Origin of the sequence: Rufibacter latericius, assembly GCF_003721515.1 — a bacterium.
Taxonomy (GTDB): Bacteria; Bacteroidota; Bacteroidia; order Cytophagales; family Hymenobacteraceae; genus Nibribacter; species Nibribacter latericius.
In genome coordinates this window covers 91,622-109,595 of record NZ_RJJD01000021.1, presented here as the reverse complement: position 1 = coordinate 109,595, position 17,974 = coordinate 91,622, and the positions used below count along the sequence as shown (strand labels likewise).

Genomic DNA, 17,974 nt, shown 5'->3' with positions numbered 1-17,974 from the left:
TTCTTCTTGGTCTTGCGTCTCCAACGGAATATGAACCCTACACTATTAGCAATTGAATCGTCCTGTGATGAAACCTCCGCTTCTGTCATTCAAAACGGCCAGGTACTGTCAAACATTGTAGCTACGCAGGCAATCCATGAGCAATACGGCGGCGTGGTGCCAGAGTTAGCCTCCAGGGCGCATCAGCAAAACATCATCCCCGTGGTTTCCCAGGCGCTGCAAAAAGCAAATATAGCAAAAAGCCAATTAGATGCGGTGGCTTTTACCCGCGGCCCCGGACTTTTAGGAGCCTTACTGGTAGGCTGTTCCTTCGCCAAATCCTTTGCGTTGGGCCTGAATTTGCCCCTCATTGAAGTGAACCACATGCAGGCCCACATCCTGGCCCATTTCATTGACGATCCCAAACCTAATTTCCCGTTTCTGTGCCTTACCGTGAGCGGCGGCCATACCCAGATCGTGTTAGTGCGCAGTCATTTAGATATGCAAGTTTTGGGCCAGACCACCGATGACGCCGTAGGCGAGGCCTTTGATAAATCAGCAAAACTGCTGGGCTTGCCTTATCCCGGCGGACCTATGCTGGACAAACTGGCGGCTACCGGAGATCCTAACCGGTTCCAGTTCCCCATCGTGAACATGGATGGGTACGATTTCTCCTTCAGCGGGATTAAGACCTCTATCCTCAACTTCGTGAAAAAGAACTCCGCCGCCGAGGCTGACTTCGTGCAGAACAACCTCGCTGATATCTGTGCCAGTATACAGTGGGCTTTGATTCAGACGCTGATGAAGAAATTGGTATTGGCCGCCAAAGACCTGGGGATAAAAGAAATTGCCATTGCCGGAGGAGTATCGGCCAACTCGGGTTTACGGGCCACTTTGCAGGAATATGCCCAAAAACACGGCTGGAACATCTACATCCCCGCCTTTGAGTACTGCACCGACAACGCCGCCATGATCGCTATGGCCGCCCACTTTCAGTACCTGGCCGGAGATTTCACTACGCAATACGCCAGCCCGGACCCGCGCCTGAAGGTCTAAAGCAGCAAGCTGTTTTCGAGTCGTTTAAGGAAAATCAGCCCTAAAACAACCGTCTTGGAAAACCTTGACTGAATTGCAGGGTAGAGGGTGCGCTTTGCCTCAAATCTTCAACAGATCCCCAGGGGAGGCAAATTCAGGAGAAAACCTTTCCGGAACTAAGAAATCGTCCTTACATTGACCGCCTGAAGTGCCTTAGCTCTTCCTCAAAGTACTCTCTGGGGTTCTATGGGCTAAGTTGCCGCCACTTAAAATCCGTGGTTCATGCGAAAATTCCTTATTTACGTTTCTACTTTCATGACACTTCTGGGAGGCCTTAGCCAAAACAGCTTTGTGGCCGGTCAAAGTATTTCGGCCCCTGACATGGCCCGGCAGGTTTTTGACCAACACGGCCGATTCAAAGAAGCCAGCATTACGCACCGTCGCTTCAAGCACAATGATTTGGTACCGCTTTTAGAAAAGCTTCGCCAAAACTCCCTGTTCCAGGTGCAGGTGGTAGGCAAATCAGTGGAGAAGCGGGACATCTACCTGATCAAAGCGGGCACCGGCAAAAACAAGGTCATGCTCTGGTCGCAGATGCACGGCGATGAGTCTACCGCCACCATGGCTTTGCTGGACATCTTCAATTTCCTACAAGCCTCAGACGACCTAGACCCCATCCGGCAGGAAATACTGAAGAACAATACCCTTTATTTCGTTCCCATGCTCAACCCAGATGGGGCTGAGCAGTTCAGACGCCGAAACGCCCTGGACATTGACCTGAACCGTGATGCCCTTCGTCTGCAGAGCCCCGAAGCTCAGCTCCTGAAAGGCCTCCGTGACAGCATCAAACCTGATTTTGGGTTCAATCTGCATGATCAGAGCCGCTTTTACACCGTGGGGACCACCGGTAAACCTGCCACCATTTCCTTTTTGGCTCCGGCCTTCAACCACAAACAGACCGTGAATGAAGTGCGGGAAAGGGCCATGCGGACCATCGTGGGCATGAACGAAAGCATCCAGCAGTTCATTCCGGGGCAGGTGGCCAAGTACTCAGACGAGCACGAACCCAGGGCTTTCGGCGATAACATCCAGAAGTGGGGCACCAGCCTCATCCTCATCGAATCCGGGGGATATCAGGGCGACCCTGAGAAGCAGTACATCCGTCAGTTGAATTTTGCCGCTATCTTGGCCGCCCTGCAACTGATTGGGGAAGAAGGGTATAAGAAGCATCACGTAAAAGATTACTACAAGATCCCTGAGAACGAACGCTACCTGTATGACGTGGTCCTCCGGAAAGTGCGCTACCGCTCGCAAGGCCGCGACACCCTGCTGGACGTAGGCATCGTACGGAACGAGACCAGCAGCGCCAGAATCCCCCAAGGCTTTTACCACCGCAGCACCGTGGAAGAGATAGGCGACATGAGCGTGTTCTCGGGCTACGAGGAACTCAACGCAGAGGGCCTTTTCCTGGTGCCCGGCAAAGTCTACGATACCCCGCTGGCCAGCGCCCAGGACCTCACCCCAGAACGCACCCTGGAACTGCTTTCCGGCGGGTTCACCACCGTGAAGTTGGAGAATGTGCCTACTGAGTATAATCCCGTAGACCTGCCTTTGAATGTGGTAGCGCCATCAGGCAGAGTCAACCATGGGCTGGCATTGGACCGCGGAGCTAACTTTACGTTGCAGGACCAGGCCGGGCAAGTGCGGTACGCCATCGTGAACGGGTTCATCTATGATCTGAGCAAGGAGAAACCCGCCTTATTCCACGGCTTGGTTTTGTAGCAAAATCCCTGTTTCGGGGCTGCTTTCAAGAAAATGGCCCCGAAACTATTCTTAATCCAAAGTACATCTCCTTTTCAAACCATTTACAGCAATGGACGGAAATGCCATTATCTTAACAGACGGGCTACTGAAACAGTATCCTGCCAAAACCGCACATGGGCTCATCAGGGGCACCGAGCGGTTCAGAATCGTGGGTGTGATTGATGCCGAGTCGGCGGGGCAGGATGCCGGTGAGGTGGTAGACGGGAAAACACGCCATATCCCTATTTTTGCAGATTTAGCCCAATTTCTGGAAAACAGCCCTGAAACCGCTCAGTATTGCCTGGTGGGCATCGCCCCGAAGGGTGGGAAACTGCCGGCCAGCATGAAACAGACCATTATTGAGGCTATCCGGCAGAAGATGAACGTAGTGAGCGGCCTGCACGAATATCTGAGCGATATGCCCGATCTGGCGGCTCTGGCGAAGGAAAACGGCGTGCAGTTGATTGATGTGCGCAAGCCCAAACCCAAAAGCGAGCTACATTTCTGGACCGGCAGGATCAAAGGCATTCCGGCCCCACGCATTGCCGTGCTCGGCACCGATGTTCGGATGGGGAAACGCACCACCACCCGCTTGCTCACCCAGGCTGCCGAAGCCGCCGGCCTCAAAGCCCAGATGATCTTCACCGGCCAAACCGGTTGGATGCAAGGCCGAGGCACCGGCTTCATCCTGGATTCTACCTACAATGATTTTGTCTCTGGAGAACTGGAGCACGCCATTGTCTCTAGCTACGAACAGCACCAACCCGATGTCTTTTTCGTGGAAGGCCAGGCCGCGTTGCGCAACCCCAGCGGACCCTGCGGTTCTGAGTACCTGGTTTCTGGAAAGGTTAAATACGTAGTGCTCCAACACGCTCCTGCCCGTGTGTATTATGACGACAACGAGGAGTTGGGCTTTAAGATCCCGCCTTTGTCCACCGAAATCCAGTTGATAGAGCTGTATGGGGCCAAGGTGCTGGCCGTAACCCTGAACACGGCTGGCTTAACCCTGGAACAAGCCCGGCAGTACCAGAAACAATACCAGGAGGAGCTAAATCTACCCGTAATCCTTCCGCTGGAAGAAGGCGTGGCCCCCATCATCGGCCTGGTCAAACAAGTTCTGGAGCAAGAGAAAACCACCGTATGAAGATTAAGGAGATCCACGTCTGGAAAATCAATCTGGAGTTAACCCGTCCGTATACCATTGCCTTTAAAACCGTTTCGGCGGTAGAGAACGTGGTGGTGGAAATTGTCACTGAGAGTGGTTTGAGTGGTCTTGGGGCAGGAAATCCCAGTTCCGAAGTAGTAGGAGAGAAGCTGGCCGAGACCATGGCTGCCCTTCAACCAGAGAACCTGGAGTGGCTCATTGGACAGGACACCCGGAGCTTCCAAGCTATTTGCGCCGAACTGCCCCTGCGGCTGCCCGGTAACCCCGCCGCCCGTGCGGCCCTGGACATTGCCCTGCATGATGTCTTCTGCAAGTACCTGGAAGTTCCGTTAGTGACTTTCCTGGGGCAGCGCTTGGAAGCCTTGCCAACTTCCATCACCATCGGGATAAAATCGGTGGAAGAGACCTTGGCTGAGGCCGAGGAGTACGTGGGGCGTGGTTTTACGCACCTTAAAGTAAAAGTAGGCGAAACGGTTGAACGGGACCTTGAACGTCTGGTAAAGCTTCGGGAAACTTACGGAAACAAAATCAACCTCCGGATAGATGCGAACCAAGGCTGGACTTCCTATGATCTGGCCACGTTCTGTACCCAAGCCCAGCCCCTGGACATTGAATTGATTGAACAACCGCTGCCCGCCCCCATGATAGATGACCTGCGGGAACTGCCCGATGCCGTGAAAGACCTGGTGGCCGCTGATGAATCCCTTTTGTCGCCGCTGGATGCCTTTCACCTCGCCCAATCGCCGCGCGCCTGCGGGATCTACAACATCAAGCTGATGAAAAGCGGGGGTGTGTTTGCCGCCCGTCAGATTGCCACCATTGCGCAGCAAGCAGGCATAAACCTTATGTGGGGCTGTAACGACGAGAGCATCATCAGCATTTCCGCCGCCTTGCACGCCGCTTTCTCCTGCGCCAACACCCGCTACATTGACCTGGACGGCAGCTTGGATTTGGCCCGCGATGTGGTTTCCGGAGGGTTTGTGCTGGAAAACGGCGTCATGCGGCCCAATGGAAAACCTGGTCTGGGCGTGGATCGGATTTGAGTGGCTGAGTTATAGGCCTTATTAGCATGAAATGTCCTTAAAACAGCTTTTCCATTACCAATTTAAGGTTATTTTCTGGAAATCAGCCTTAAAAGGGAGATTCATCTTTCTATGAAGGCTGGTTGAAAGTAATCTAGTGTAGAAAGCCGACAAACTAAAACCGCAGATCTGGAAAAATGGACCTGCGGTTTTTATTTTTCGGCTGTGTATCTTTCGGACAGTTTTGCTTGAATTAGGGGCAGAGAAAAGCGGTGTCTCACCTCTTGACAGACTTCAAACCCTCATTCTGCCTATCATCCATTCACTCATTCATCTCGCATGATTTTAAATTACCTGTGGGCGGCGTTCTTCATCATCGCTTTCTGCATTGCTCTGTTCAAGCTTATCTTTTTTCAGGACGTAGAGGTTTTCCAGAAGCTGGTGGCCAGCACCTTTGACAGTGCCAAGACCGGTTTCGAGATATCGTTGGGGCTGACTGGCGTCATGACTTTGTGGCTTGGGCTCATGAAAGTGGGGGAGCGCGGCGGCATCATTGCTATTTTCGCGAAAGCGGTAGGTCCGTTTTTCAACCGGCTATTTCCCGAAGTTCCCAAAAACCACCCGGTGTTTGGGTCTATCCTGATGAACTTCTCGGCGAACATGCTGGGGTTGGACAATGCCGCCACGCCACTTGGTTTGAAAGCCATGAAAGAACTGCAGGAACTGAACCCCAGCGAAGACACCGCCTCTAATGCTCAGATCATGTTCCTGGTGCTCAATACCGCCGGGCTAACCTTAATCCCGATCAGCGTGTTGGTATTTAGGGCGCAAATGGGCTCTGTAGACCCGTCGGCTGTGTTCATTCCTATTCTGCTGGGTACTTTTTTCTCGCTCCTGGGCGGACTTCTGGCCGTAGCCATTTATCAGCGCATTAACCTCCTGGACAAAGTGGTCATCCTTTACCTGGGAACGCTGGGCCTCTTGATCGGTGGTTTGATCTACTATTTCAGCACCATTTCACAAGAGCAGATTGCCACCATCTCCTCAGTAGCCAGTAACATCATCTTGTTTTCAGTGATCATCTCTTTTATTGGGCTGGGGTTGGTGAGGAAAGTAAACGTGTACGAAGCCTTTATAGAGGGGGCGAAAGAAGGTTTTGGCGTGGCGGTTTCCATTATTCCGTATCTGGTTGCCATGTTGGTGGCCATTGGGGTTTTCCGGGCTTCAGGCGCTTTGGATATTCTGGTCCAGGGCATCGGGTCTTTGTTCAGCCTGATGGGCTTCAACACTGATTTTGTGCCTGCTTTGCCGGTGGCCTTGATGAAACCATTGAGCGGCAGCGGAGCCCGTGGCCTGATGGTGGATGCCATGAAAACTTACGGCGTTGATTCTTTCGTGGGGAACGTAGCAGCGGTGATCCAGGGATCAACGGAAACTACTTTCTACATTCTGGCCGTGTATTTCGGGTCGGTGGGAATCCGTAAAACCCGCTATGCCGTGGTGTGTGGCCTCATCGCCGATTTGATCGGGATTGTGGCGGCTATCTGGCTGGCCTACCTGTTCTTCCATTAACAGGCATTTATAAGGTCCTTTTAAAAAACTTAACTAAAACGCAGAGCCCCTGCAGGAACGTGATTTAGTTCTTGCAGGGGCTCTTTTATTTGAAGTAAGTTACATGTTGAGCAACTTGCTTTTGGGCCGTTTTTGGAAAAACTGCCCCAGAATAGAAAGCCAGAGGTTTATGGTTTCAACCTGATCCAGAGAGTCCTCAGTACACTGAGGTTGTTTTGGTTCAGTACTTCGGTCTCAATTTTTACGTTGGTGCCTACCGGTGCCTGAGGTACGGTATAAGTCACAATCAGGGTGTCAGTCCGGTCAGTTTGAGAGAAAGCCGGGACGTAGGGGTAGGTGGAAACCTTGGTACGGGTGCCGGCTCCTACGGTCTCGTAAACGTTAATCTCTTTCACCGGCGATTGGGAAAAGAACTGGAGTTCATACCTGATCTGCGTGCCAGCGGTATATTGAGAAGTGCTGGCGTTGTTGGAGGTAGAGATACTGGTATTGGTGCTGAGGTCGCGGAGGTCATTGGCACTCACCGGGGCGCTTCCTTTGCCCGTGGGCGTCGTGTTGTCTTTGATGAAGTCGGGTTCATCGTAGCAGGCCGTGAGCAAAAGAGTCCCAAAAGCCAGCAGGAAAGTATAGATAGAAAGTCTTTTCATTGGAGTAGATAGTTTACTGATTATAGATCCCACCACATTTTTTCGGCCAAACCTTTCGTCACCTTTGCCACTTCATCGGCGTTGCGGGCCGCCTCGGTTTCGGGATAGAGTACCCGCCGGATGAACTGACCACTCAAAGCCGGGTTATGCCCTTCTGGTAAGGCCATGCCTGGATAGATCTGCGGATCATAATCATACCGGCGCACATCCACCCAGGCTTCGGGGTTGAGGTATAGCGCAATCAGCTTCTCCTTCATGATCAGGGACAAGGTCAGGTTGGCGGCACCTACGGCAACCTGAGGGTGGCTGAGGTAAGAGGTGATATCCGCGGGTTGCACTCCTAGTTTTTCCATGTGAGCCCTGATTCCGGCCAGGTATGCCTGGTATGCTTCCTCAGTTGATCCCACCGAGGTGCGGGTGCCGCCATTGGCCAGGAACCGAGCCTCGGCCTCAATGAATTTCATCTCGCTGTAGGTCACCATGAGCAGGGGCGAAGTGGATTTGCCGTAGAAGGTGGCAGCCGTTATATCGGTATTACCTCCCGTGCCAGAACCGTTCCGGATACCCGAATAAGGATTGGTGCTGGTTCTCCGGTCTGCCATAAGCGGCATGCGGGGATCTACCAAACCAGGGTAGGTGTTGCCATTTTGGAGGTTGATAAGGGTTGCCGACGGAGCCACGATAAAGTTACCCGTGGTAATCCCGATGGCGATGTTCCGGTTCCAGGGGTTGATGTTGCGTTCCGAGTAAATCAACTGCATATCATCTGCGTTAGACGAAAAAGCTTGGGCAACATACCCCAGCGCGGCATTGGCAGCGGCAGTTCCCTGTCTTTCCACCAGGTGAATGGTGTAGCGGGCTTTCAGGGCATTGGCCGCTTTCCTCCATTTAGGAATGTCGCCAGCGTAGATGAAATCATCGGCCCCTGGTCGTTCCGCCGAAGTGGTTTTCTGGAGCTCTACCAAGGCATCGTCCAGTAACTGGTGGATGGTGGCGTAAATCTGTTCCTGTTGGTCGTAGGCTGGGGTAAAATCAGCGGAGCCCTGGAAGGCCTGAGAAAATGGAACCTCTCCCCAGGTGTCGGTGAGCAGACCCAGGTTCAATGCCTGCATGATTTTACCAACGCCTACATAATAGGGGGAACCCTGAGCGGTTGCTTGCTGCACCAGCAGATTGGCATTGGTCAGGTTGTTCAGGTACAAGAGGTTCCAGGCAAGGTTGGCACGTACGTCTATGTGCCGGTCGGCAATCTGAGGGCCAGCGGTGTAGGCACCCAGTTGTTGGGCAAACAAACTGGTGTACTGGCCCAGCTGGAAATGCGCATCGGCGGTAGAAACAATGAGGGGAGACAAAAGCGCCTCTGAACTGACCCTGGTGGCCCGGTTGGGATCATCGTTCACGTCCAGGAAAGAGTCGCAACCTGCCAATGGAAGCAGCGCCATCAACCCTACGGAAATATATTTTTTTGAAGTTTTCAGCATGGTCTTAGCAGATTAGAGGGTGACATTTAAACCGAACGTAAAGCTTCTGGTGGCCGGAATGCCATAGCCGGTGTATCCCAGGGCATTGCTGCCCGCCCCATAGTTGGGTGTTTCGGGGTCAAAGCCTTCATAGGGTGTAATCAGGAACAGGTTGTTGCCCGTCACACTGACCCGGGCGCTTTTGAAGGGTGTTCTGCCTACCAGGCTGGTGGGTAAGGTATAAGACAACTGCGCATTGCGTAATCTTACCCAGGAAGCGTCTTGCAGCAAAACATCCGAGGCATCATTGAAGCTGTTTCCGTTCCGGTAGAAGTTTTCGTCTAGGACAACGGGAACGGTATTGGGTTCACCGCTGGCGTTTACCCCGTTGAAGATGATTTCCTCGTACCGGTTCTCGGTCCTGATGTCAATCCCGTTCCTGATCCGGTTCCGCATGCTGACATCGTACACATCGCCCCCTTCCCGGATTTCCAGCAGCGCGGTTAAGCTCAGGCCTTTCCAGGTAATGGTGCTGGTGATGCCTCCCTGCCAATCTGGTAGGGCGTTGCCTACTTTCACGTAGGGAATGGTGGAAGTGATCGGTAATCCGTTCGGCCCGAGGGGTGCCAGAGTGGGGAGCCCATTTGCCCCTATGATCAAACGGCCCTGGTTGTCGCGCAAAAACGGACGGCCGTACAGATCTCCGGCCGAGCCGCCCACTACCAGTTTGTTGATGACCCGGTCGTCCTGGAAGATGATCTCCGGCACGGCTGGGGTAATGGAAATCACCTCGCTTTCGTTCGTTGACCAGTTCAGCACCAGATCCCAGGTGAAATCGTTTATTTTGAGGGGGGTGCCGGAGATGAGCAATTCTACCCCCGTATTCCGGATCTCGCCCGCATTGGTGACGTAATTCAAAACACCCGAGGTGACGCTGGTGGGCACCGGAATAATTTGGTCTTTACTGTTGGCCCGGTAGTAGGTGGCATCAAGGGTGAGGCGGCTCTGGAAGAAATGCAACTCCGTGCCGAACTCAACAGAAGTGGTTCTCTCTGGTTGCAGTTCAATGTCCCCGATGGTAGTGCTCACCGCAAATCCGTTTCTTCCCCCGAAAGGAAAATCGGCCGGAGAACCGTAATAGGTGCCTACCAGGTAAGGCCTGGTGTCTTTCCCTACCTGCGCCCAGGAAGCCCTGATCTTCCCGAAGTTGAAGATCCGGTTACTTGACAGCCCCAACGGTTCTGAGAAGATGAAGCTGGTACTTACCGAAGGATAGAAGAAAGACCGATTTTCAACGGGAAGGGTAGAGGTCCAGTCGTTACGGCCGGTGACGTTCAGGAAAAGGATGTTCTTGTAATCGGCTTTGGCATCGAAAAAGGCCCCGATCAAGCGTCGTTCCGAGATGTCGTTCCGGGTATAGAGGTTGGAGGTGTTGGAGATATGGTAGAAGAGCGGAATGGTGAACCGCTCGCCGCGGGTATTCAGGATGTCAGAAAACTGGCTTTCCACGCTGTTCCCCAGCATGATAGAAGTATTCATGACATCGGAAAAAGAGTGCTCGGCGGTAAGGAAGGCATTGGAGGTGATTTCACGGTAATTGACCCGCTCCTCAATGATGAAGCCCGCGGTTCCGGCGGCAATGTCAAGGGTGGGCGCTCCCTGGAAAATCGGGCCGGGTACCAGGCGGGTTCGGTTATCGCTGTACACATCGGCCCCGATCTTGTAGTTAAACCGCAGCCAGGGCAAAAAGTCGTAGCTGAAGCCTACGTTCCCCATCAGGCGGTTTACGTCATCTTTGAGGGTGCTGTGTTCTGCCAGGTAACGGGGATTGTCAATCACCCCGGGCGAGTACACCTTCATGGTGCCGTTGGGGTTGATGTAATCATTTACGTCAAAGGTGGTGGTATGGTAGTTCAGCGCCGACATGATGCCCTTGTCCCCGGAGGCGGCTTTATCCCCCCCAGATTGGGTGTAGCTCAAAGAACCGTTCACCGCGAATTTCTCAGAGAAGTTGATGTTGCCGCCCAGTTTTACCGTGGTGCGTTTCCAGTCTGAATTAGGAGAAATACCTTCCTGATTGAAATGGGAAGCCGAGGTGTGGAAGGTGGCTTTCTCGTTTCCGCCGGATACGCTGATGTTGTTGTCATAGCGGGTACCGGTCTGGAAAAAGTTCTTGAAGTTGTCAAAGAACGGGTCATCGGTGATGGGCGGGCCGAAGGTCTGGAAACGGTTGGGGGCACCGGAAGAAGTGTACCGGAGTCTTCCGCCCAGGCCTTCGCGGTACCTTTTCTGGTATTTGGGGGTCTTGTTGATGTTGTCAATCCCGAAGTTGGAGCTGAAGTTCACCATCGTGGCACCGGCTTTTCCTTTCTTGGTGGTAATGATGATGGCCCCGTTGGCCGCCCTGAGCCCGTACAACGCCGTAGCCGCGGCACCTTTCAAGACAGTCATGCTTTCCACGTCCTCGGGGTTGATGTCGGCGGCCCGGTTGGTGAACGCAAAGGATTGTTCGTTCCCGCCGGCTTCGGCAGTGGCCACGGTTCCCGCGCTAGGCAGTTGGTTTCCCGCCAAGGTTTCATTGCTGATGGGAATGCCGTCTATTACAAAAAGGGGCTGATTGTTCGCACTGGGCGAGAGGGAGTTGATGCCCCTGATCTGGATTCGGGACCCAGCCCCAGGCGTTCCCCCCGTACTTAATACCTGAACCCCGGCCACGCGCCCCTGCAAGGCATTCACTACGTTGGGGTTCTGGGTCTGGGTAATCTCCTCTGCGCCCACCTCCTGCACCGAATACCCCAGCGTTCTCTTTTCCTGCTCCCGCCCGAAGGCCGTCACCACCACTTCATTCAGTTGCTGGACATCGGGCACCAGGGAAACCGTAATAGAGGTTCTGCCGCTGATGGGTACGTCCTGTGAGGTGAACCCAATAAAAGAAACCACCAGGGTGGTGGCGGAAGCAGGGGCGTTTATGGCGTAATTTCCGGAAGCATCGGTGGTAGTGCCGCTGGTGGTGCCTTTTACCACCACACTGGCCCCCACCACCGGGGTTCCGTCTGTGGTAGAGACGACTCGCCCGGAGATTTGTCGGTCCTGGGCGGCCAGTTCTTCCATGCAGCTGAATGCACAAAAGAAAAAGAACAAGGAGTATAGTTTTTTCATGTGCGTTTGGATTAGTAATATGGAGAATGATTTTGCTTATAATTTAGAAAAATAGGCTTAAAATGCAATAGGTGATAAGGTTTAATTGCATCTAAGGTTATAGTGTATGTACATATAAATAAGCTACTTGCATGAATGATAGGTATCTTTTTTTCTCATTCTTGGATCTCGCTTAGAGTCTCGCTTTATTGGTATAGTTTTATTTTATGGCAGATGAATTTTTACTTAACCCAAATCTCCCCATCATTCGTCCAAACTGGGCTGGAAACCCGGTGCAGAACGGCCGTTTCTTGAACCAATTCAAGCAGGGAAACCAATCCATGCTGTTGGCCCTTCGTTGGAAACTGACCCGGAATACCCAAAGGCAGGAGAAGAAAGAAGATGCTTGGCTGCCCACCGTGGAAGACCCCAGGCCATTTCTTCAGGGGAAAGGGGAGGGGATGGTCTGGTTAGGCCATGCCACGTTTTTCATCCGGTTGGGGGGAATCACTTTTCTGACAGACCCGCTGTTTTACGGCGTATCCCTCCTGAAGCGGAAAGTGCCTTTTCCTGTAGAGCCAAGTGAATTGCCGCCAATTGATTACGTGCTGCTCTCCCATGGCCATTTTGACCATTGTGACAAAGCCAGCCTCAAAATGCTTCGGAAAACCCACACCTTCACGGTCCTCACTTCCCTTAAAATGAAGGACCTGATTCAGGGATGGTTGCCCGGAATCTCTATCCAGGAAGCGGGTTGGTACCAGGAGTTTTCCTTACCTCAGAATCAGCCTAAAGTGTTTTACCTGCCTTCTTTCCACTGGCACAAACGGGGCATGCAAGACAATAATCAGATTCTTTGGGGCAGTTTTATGGTGCAGGCACCCAACCACACGCTTTACTTCGGCGCCGATTCTGGCTATGACCACCATTATAAGGAAATCCAGAAGCTGTTCCCCCAGATTGATACCTGCTTGTTGGGGGTGGGTGCCTATAACCCGGCTTTCCTGATGCAGCAGAGCCACACCAATCCGGCCGAGGCGGTGCAGGCCTTCAAAGATCTTAAAGGGCGTACTTTGGTGCCCATGCATTACGGCACCTTCGATTTGTCTGATGAGCCGATCAGTGAACCGGTTCGTTGGCTGGAAAAGCTACAAGCTTCCGGCGAAATACCCGGGAAATTGAAGATTCTGAATATCGGGCAGACGCTTCTATTTTCCAACAAGGTCTGAAGCCGAGTTCAAAGGATAATTGCTTAAGCTTGTTTTGATGAACAGAAGGTTAGCAAAGAATGCCACTTTCTTTTAGGCTTCTTTTTCTGAAAAGAGGCTTAAAAGACAATTGAGTTTTCTACAGCGGGTGGTTTTGTGGAGGGTTCTTGCGGGAAGAGTATCTGTTGAGCTGCTTTCCCCGTAATTAAGGGAAACGAGTTTTTCACCTAAGCTGAACTGATATGGAGAATGAGAAAAATAAGAACCTGGACAATAACCAAAATACAGTGAGTAATCAAGCAGAGGCTGGCCGTGTTCCAGAGGCAGTGGGCAAACTTCCCCTACCCACCGATGTCAACGATGATCCAAGTTACATCAAAGACAGTCCCGGGGTTATCCCTAGTGCCAGTGGTCGCAGAGGCAATATCAGCTCTGAGGATGGCGGAGATGTAGAAGGAAGCTCCACCGGAAGCCACTAAGTATTTTTCCTTTTAAAAGAAATGGCCCCGCCTGGTATTCAGGCGGGGCCATTTCTTTACAGGTTAGTTTTGGGCCTGTTTGTCATAATTGAGCTTAAAACGGGTCAAGTCGGGAAGGTGCTTTCGCTTGCGTTGCCGTTCATATTGGTACACCACCTGACCTAAATCACGCAGGAACGGAAACCCGATGGTGTCATACTCATATACGCCGTCGTTATAGATTCCGTCTTCGTTCACGTGCACGGTGGCGGTGAGCATGAATTCGACCTTGTTTTCGAAATCCACGAGGTAAGCGTTATCTGTCAGGAAGCCAAAGGACTGTCCTATTTTGTTGAAGATCCGGATGTTTTCCGGTACTCTCTCCGTTCGGGTAGGTCCGCCGTAGAACAGGTACTTTACAAAGGCATCTGGGTATTCTTTTTCGTCGTAGGCTGGGTAAGTTGTCTCGCGCGGAAGTTGGGACATGTACTGGTACAGGAACCGGTTATCCTCGGGAGTAAGGTTGAACCGGTTTTGAGCTGGTACGGCCTCGGGGAAGAGCAGCGCCTTCAGCATGAGGTGCTGGTCTTCCAGGGCGAAGGTATTGGAAAAGGCAAAATCGCGCGGCTCCATCACCAGTTTGTCGTCATTGGTCATGTTGCCCTTGCCCATCAGAATAGGGGTTGGATTCTTGTAACTTTTTCCGCTTTTCACCAGACCCTGCTGGTACACCACTTTGCCATCTTTCAGAAACCTCACGGGGTTGGTGTACTGGTCCAGTTCAATGGGCAGAAACCGGGATAACCTAATTGGCAGCCGGATGCTTTTGTAGCCTTTGGCTTTGAGGTCTTCGTTCAGGGGTTCCTGCCCGATGAATTCATACAGGCGGTTGTAGGCGTCATTGTCGCTGGTGACCAAGATCTTCTTTATATAATGCGCTATCGAAGGAAAACCGTTGGCCGAAGTAGAATCTTGCAACACCTTGGTTTGCCCGGTGAAGGCACTGTCGGTGAGCATGGTGGTTTCTTTGGTGAGGCCCGCTACTTTTAAAGAATTGATTTTCTCCAGCGCCATCAACGAGGCGGGCAGTTTCACAGTACTGGCCGGGTTGAAATACTCGTTTGCGTTGACCCGGTAGCGGTACGTCTTAAAGGAAGGAGTGTTGTTCTTGTCGCGGTCTATCTGGGTGTACAGAATCTGGATTCGGTATTTCTCAGGCTGCTCCAGCAGGGTTTTGAATTTGTCGGGGTGCTTCTCCAGAAGCTGAGAAAGGAATTTATCGGTTTTAACTTGTGCCGAGGCGAGGGTGGTGCCCAGCAGCAGCAGGCCCAACCCCAGGAAAGACATTTTCATAGCGAGAAGGAGATATGTAGACGATTGAAGCCGAATATGCGTAGAAATTTACAACTTCGGCCCCAAACAAAAGTAGCATGCAGAACCCGTTTCAGGAAGGAGATACCAAACAATACCAGAAATTCATCACCGAGGCAGATTATGCCCAATTTGAGGCAGGTTTGGTGCACCCGGTCTGCTCCACTTTTTCGCTGGCACAAGCCATGGAATGGGCTTCCCGGTTGTTTGTGCTGGAAATGAAGGAGATTGATGAGGAAGGAATAGGCACTATGGTGCATATTGAGCACCATAGCCCAGCCTTTGCCGGAGAAACCCTGCAGGTAGAGGCCACCTTCAAGACTCTGCACCAGAACGAACTACGCTGCGCCATTACCGTAAAGGCAGGCCAGCGGTTGGTGGCCACAGGGCAAACCGGCCAAAAAATTTTGAAAAAAGAGAAGATCCACCGACTTTTGACGAACAGTAGAAACTAAATGGCGAAATCGAAAGAGAAAGACAGGCTGCAGAAATCGGTACACATCTCCAACCGACGGGCCTCCTATGAGTACCAGTTTCTAGACAAATATACCGCCGGCATGATGCTGCGCGGCACCGAGATCAAATCCATAAGGGAAGGCAAAGTAAACCTCTCAGACGGGTACTGTACCTTCCACGGAAACGAGCTGTTCCTACACCAGGTCACCATCTCCAAATACACCGAAGGGACTCATTACAACCACGAGCCCACCCGTGACCGCAAGCTGCTTTTAAACAAACGCGAATTGAAACAACTGAAGGAGGGAGCCCAGGAGCAGGGCGTCACCATCATTCCTACCCGCCTGTTTATCTCAGACCGCGGATTTGCCAAAGTAGAGATCGCCCTGGCCAAAGGAAAGAAACTCTTTGACAAACGCGAAGACATCAAAGAACGCGACGTCAAGCGCGAGATGGCCCGGGAACGCTTTTAACTTGTTTGAAGCCTATTTTGCCTAAAATGGCCCCAAAATAGGAGCTGGTTCTGCCCTTTGAAATTCAACAGGCCTTACGCACCGCCACCCATTCTTTCAACCACTCATTCACTCATTACTTTGAATTTCGGAATTTGCAAATTGAGTCTGGTGCCGGTGCGCCGAGAGCCCTCTGACAGAAGCGAACAGATTACCCAATTGGTTTTTGGCGAGTGCTATGAAGTTCTGCTGACGCAGGAGAAATGGATTCAGGTCAAAAACGCCGCCGATGATTACGAAGGCTGGATCGATTTCAAGCAGCATTATCCGGTTTCTGACGCGTATTTCCAGGAGTGGCGCCAAACCAAACATGCCCGGTCCATGGACTTGGTGCAGACGGTGAGCGGAGACCAGGCCGTTACGCCCATTGGCTTGGGCAGTGTGTTGCCTTTCTTTGACGGCATGAGCATTCGGGTAGGAGAGGAGCGCATGCTCTACAACGGTCGGGCCTCCAACCCAACACTGCCTTACCGCGAGAATTTCCTGCAGAAGATCGCCTTGCAGTTCATGCGGGCGCCTTATCTATGGGGCGGGAAATCCATTTTCGGGATTGATTGTTCAGGGTTTGTGCAGCAGGTGTACGGCGTCTGTGGCCATCAACTCCGCCGTGATGCCTACCAGCAGGTGGTGCACGGACAGGAAGTTCATTTCGTGACCCAAACCCGCCCCGGCGATGTAGCTTTCTTTGATAACGAGGAAGGTAGAATCATTCACGTAGGCATTGTGCTGGAAGACCAAAAGATCATCCATGCCTCGGGCGAGGTGCGCATAGACCAGCTAGACCACCACGGCATCTACAACCGCGAGCGGAAACGCTATTCCCACAAACTTCGCATCATCAAACGTATCCTGCCAGACTAAATTCCTGAAACACGAAGCCCTGAAAATCAGTTAGTAAAATCTGTTGTAAGATATTTTTACGTAACTTACGAGAAGGATCTACTGAGCAGGTTTTCGTATGAATGATAAGGTACTTTTACTTAATCAAGATTACTCCGCTATAGCCACGTGCAGCCTGCACAAGGCTTTCATCTTGATTTATCTCCAGAAAGCAGAACTCATCGCGGAAGACAAGTTGAATGTATTGCGCACGGTTCGGCAGGCCTACCCGCGTCCGCTGGTGATCCGGTTGCACCGCTACGTACGCGTGCCTTACAAAGGTATTTCCCTTACGCGGCAGAACATCATGCGCCGTGATCGTAATCAGTGCCAGTACTGCGGCTCCACCAGAAACCTCACCCTGGACCACATGGTGCCCCGTTCCCGCGGGGGCGAAAGCACCTGGTACAACCTTATTACCGCCTGCGCCCGCTGCAATTCCAAGAAAGGTGACCGAACTCCCGAGGAAGTTTCCATGAAATTAAGCCGGAAACCCTATAAACCGTCTTTGGTGTCATTCCTTCGGGAAAGCATTCAGGATACCGACCACGTCTGGATTCCTTTCCTCGCCGAGCGCGCCAGAGCCTAGATTGACTAACCTTCCTTTATGTATAAACCTTTTCTATTAAGCTTATTGTTGGCAGCTTCGCTGCCTTTTGGTGTAGAAGCGCAAGACCTTCCTGCGAAAAGAAAAACCACGAATGTGGGAGTGAGTCCACAGATTCTGCTACTCTACTTATTGAAAACTGATTCGGGCAATGTGCCTCTAACTTCCGCTGACATCCAAGCTATGGATAAGGAATGGATTGAATCTATTGTCGTGTCTAAGGATGAAAAGACGAAGAAAGAATTTGGACCGAAGGCCAAAGATGGGGTTATAATAATTGAGTTAAAGCCAGAGCAGGAGCGCGCTTTTCTTCAAACCTTGAAAAGTCCTGATCGTGCTTCTGCAGAGAAGAGGAAACCAGTTACCATTCGGTTAGACGATAGGCCAATTTCTGAGCGTTCCTTTCCCGAGCCTTTGTACTTTATCTTAACCAATACCGGAGAAGTAGCCCTGAAAAAAGAAGATGTCTCCAGCCTTAATCCAGAATGGATCAAATCCATCAATGTTCTGAAGGGGGCAGAGGCGGAGAAACGATTTAAAGAGCAGGGAAAAAATGGAGTCATTTTGATCACCCTCAATCCAGAGAAAGAGCAGGAAGTCCTTCGCCTGCTCAAAAACAACTAAGGTAATCACCATTAAGCTTGATGCCGTTTCTAGGTTGT

The 17,974-nt window shown here is 51.9% G+C and carries 16 protein-coding genes; 12 read left to right on the top strand and 4 right to left on the bottom strand.

The annotated features are described in order from the left end of the window. Positions 1–30 precede the first annotated feature (30 nt). The 5 genes from tsaD to EFB08_RS20205 all read left to right on the top strand — a co-directional run bounded on the left by tsaD (position 31) and on the right by EFB08_RS20205 (position 6,576). Entirely contained in the window at positions 31–1,035 is a 1,005-nt protein-coding gene (tsaD, locus tag EFB08_RS20225) for a tRNA (adenosine(37)-N6)-threonylcarbamoyltransferase complex transferase subunit TsaD (RefSeq protein ID WP_123128796.1), read from the top strand. A gap of 261 nt (positions 1,036–1,296) precedes the next feature. After that, positions 1,297–2,796 (top strand): M14 family metallopeptidase, encoded by a 1,500-nt coding sequence (locus EFB08_RS20220; protein ID WP_227006423.1) that lies wholly within the window; start codon positions 1,297–1,299, stop codon positions 2,794–2,796. A 91-nt stretch (positions 2,797–2,887) separates the two neighbouring features. Next, positions 2,888–3,961, top strand: coding sequence for a DUF1611 domain-containing protein (locus EFB08_RS20215; RefSeq protein ID WP_123128795.1), 1,074 nt, complete (start codon positions 2,888–2,890; stop codon positions 3,959–3,961). Then, the gene (locus EFB08_RS20210; RefSeq protein ID WP_123128794.1) at positions 3,958–5,025 is read left to right on the top strand and encodes a mandelate racemase/muconate lactonizing enzyme family protein; all 1,068 of its coding nucleotides are present in this window, start codon (positions 3,958–3,960) and stop codon (positions 5,023–5,025) included. Before EFB08_RS20215 ends, EFB08_RS20210 begins: the two co-directional genes overlap by 4 nt. 318 nt (positions 5,026–5,343) lie before the next feature. Continuing rightward, on the top strand, positions 5,344–6,576 hold the full coding sequence (locus EFB08_RS20205) for a nucleoside recognition domain-containing protein (RefSeq protein WP_123128793.1): 1,233 nt from the start codon (positions 5,344–5,346) through the stop codon (positions 6,574–6,576). 167 nt (positions 6,577–6,743) lie between these two features. Here the strand turns inward: EFB08_RS20205 and EFB08_RS20200 are convergent, their stop codons facing one another. From EFB08_RS20200 to EFB08_RS20190, 3 genes are read right to left on the bottom strand one after another with little or no spacing between them, the layout of a single operon-like run. Further along, complete coding sequence (locus EFB08_RS20200) at positions 6,744–7,223, bottom strand: hypothetical protein (protein WP_123128792.1); 480 nt, start codon at positions 7,221–7,223, stop codon at positions 6,744–6,746. Positions 7,224–7,243: 20 nt separating this feature from the next. Next, positions 7,244–8,704 (bottom strand): SusD/RagB family nutrient-binding outer membrane lipoprotein, encoded by a 1,461-nt coding sequence (locus tag EFB08_RS20195; protein ID WP_123128791.1) that lies wholly within the window; start codon positions 8,702–8,704, stop codon positions 7,244–7,246. Positions 8,705–8,716: 12 nt separating this feature from the next. After that, on the bottom strand, positions 8,717–11,842 hold the full coding sequence (locus tag EFB08_RS20190) for a SusC/RagA family TonB-linked outer membrane protein (protein WP_123128790.1): 3,126 nt from the start codon (positions 11,840–11,842) through the stop codon (positions 8,717–8,719). A gap of 206 nt (positions 11,843–12,048) precedes the next feature. Between EFB08_RS20190 and EFB08_RS20185 the strand changes: the two genes are divergently transcribed. Further along, entirely contained in the window at positions 12,049–13,050 is a 1,002-nt protein-coding gene (locus tag EFB08_RS20185) for an MBL fold metallo-hydrolase (protein ID WP_123128789.1), read from the top strand. 221 nt (positions 13,051–13,271) lie between these two features. Beyond that, positions 13,272–13,508: a hypothetical protein gene (locus tag EFB08_RS20180; RefSeq protein WP_123128788.1), complete on the top strand. Its 237-nt coding sequence runs from the start codon at positions 13,272–13,274 to the stop codon at positions 13,506–13,508. Positions 13,509–13,571: 63 nt separating this feature from the next. Here EFB08_RS20180 and EFB08_RS20175 read toward each other — a convergent pair whose 3' ends face one another. Further along, complete coding sequence (locus tag EFB08_RS20175) at positions 13,572–14,840, bottom strand: serine hydrolase (protein ID WP_227006422.1); 1,269 nt, start codon at positions 14,838–14,840, stop codon at positions 13,572–13,574. Between the two features lie 77 nt (positions 14,841–14,917). Here EFB08_RS20175 and EFB08_RS20170 point away from each other — a divergent pair, with 77 nt between their 5' ends. The 5 genes from EFB08_RS20170 (at position 14,918) to EFB08_RS20150 (ending at position 17,936) form a co-directional block, all read left to right on the top strand. Further along, on the top strand, positions 14,918–15,313 hold the full coding sequence (locus EFB08_RS20170) for a thioesterase family protein (protein WP_123128787.1): 396 nt from the start codon (positions 14,918–14,920) through the stop codon (positions 15,311–15,313). After that, positions 15,314–15,787 (top strand): SsrA-binding protein SmpB, encoded by a 474-nt coding sequence (gene smpB, locus EFB08_RS20165; protein ID WP_123128786.1) that lies wholly within the window; start codon positions 15,314–15,316, stop codon positions 15,785–15,787. 120 nt (positions 15,788–15,907) lie between these two features. Continuing rightward, positions 15,908–16,687, top strand: a complete 780-nt coding sequence (locus EFB08_RS20160) for a C40 family peptidase (protein WP_227006421.1) — start codon at positions 15,908–15,910, stop codon at positions 16,685–16,687. Positions 16,688–16,784: 97 nt separating this feature from the next. Continuing rightward, positions 16,785–17,294 carry an HNH endonuclease gene (locus tag EFB08_RS20155; RefSeq protein ID WP_123128785.1) on the top strand — a complete coding sequence of 170 codons (510 nt, stop codon included), beginning with the start codon at positions 16,785–16,787 and terminating at the stop codon, positions 17,292–17,294. A gap of 18 nt (positions 17,295–17,312) precedes the next feature. Beyond that, positions 17,313–17,936 carry a hypothetical protein gene (locus EFB08_RS20150; RefSeq protein WP_123128784.1) on the top strand — a complete coding sequence of 208 codons (624 nt, stop codon included), beginning with the start codon at positions 17,313–17,315 and terminating at the stop codon, positions 17,934–17,936. Positions 17,937–17,974 lie beyond the last annotated feature (38 nt).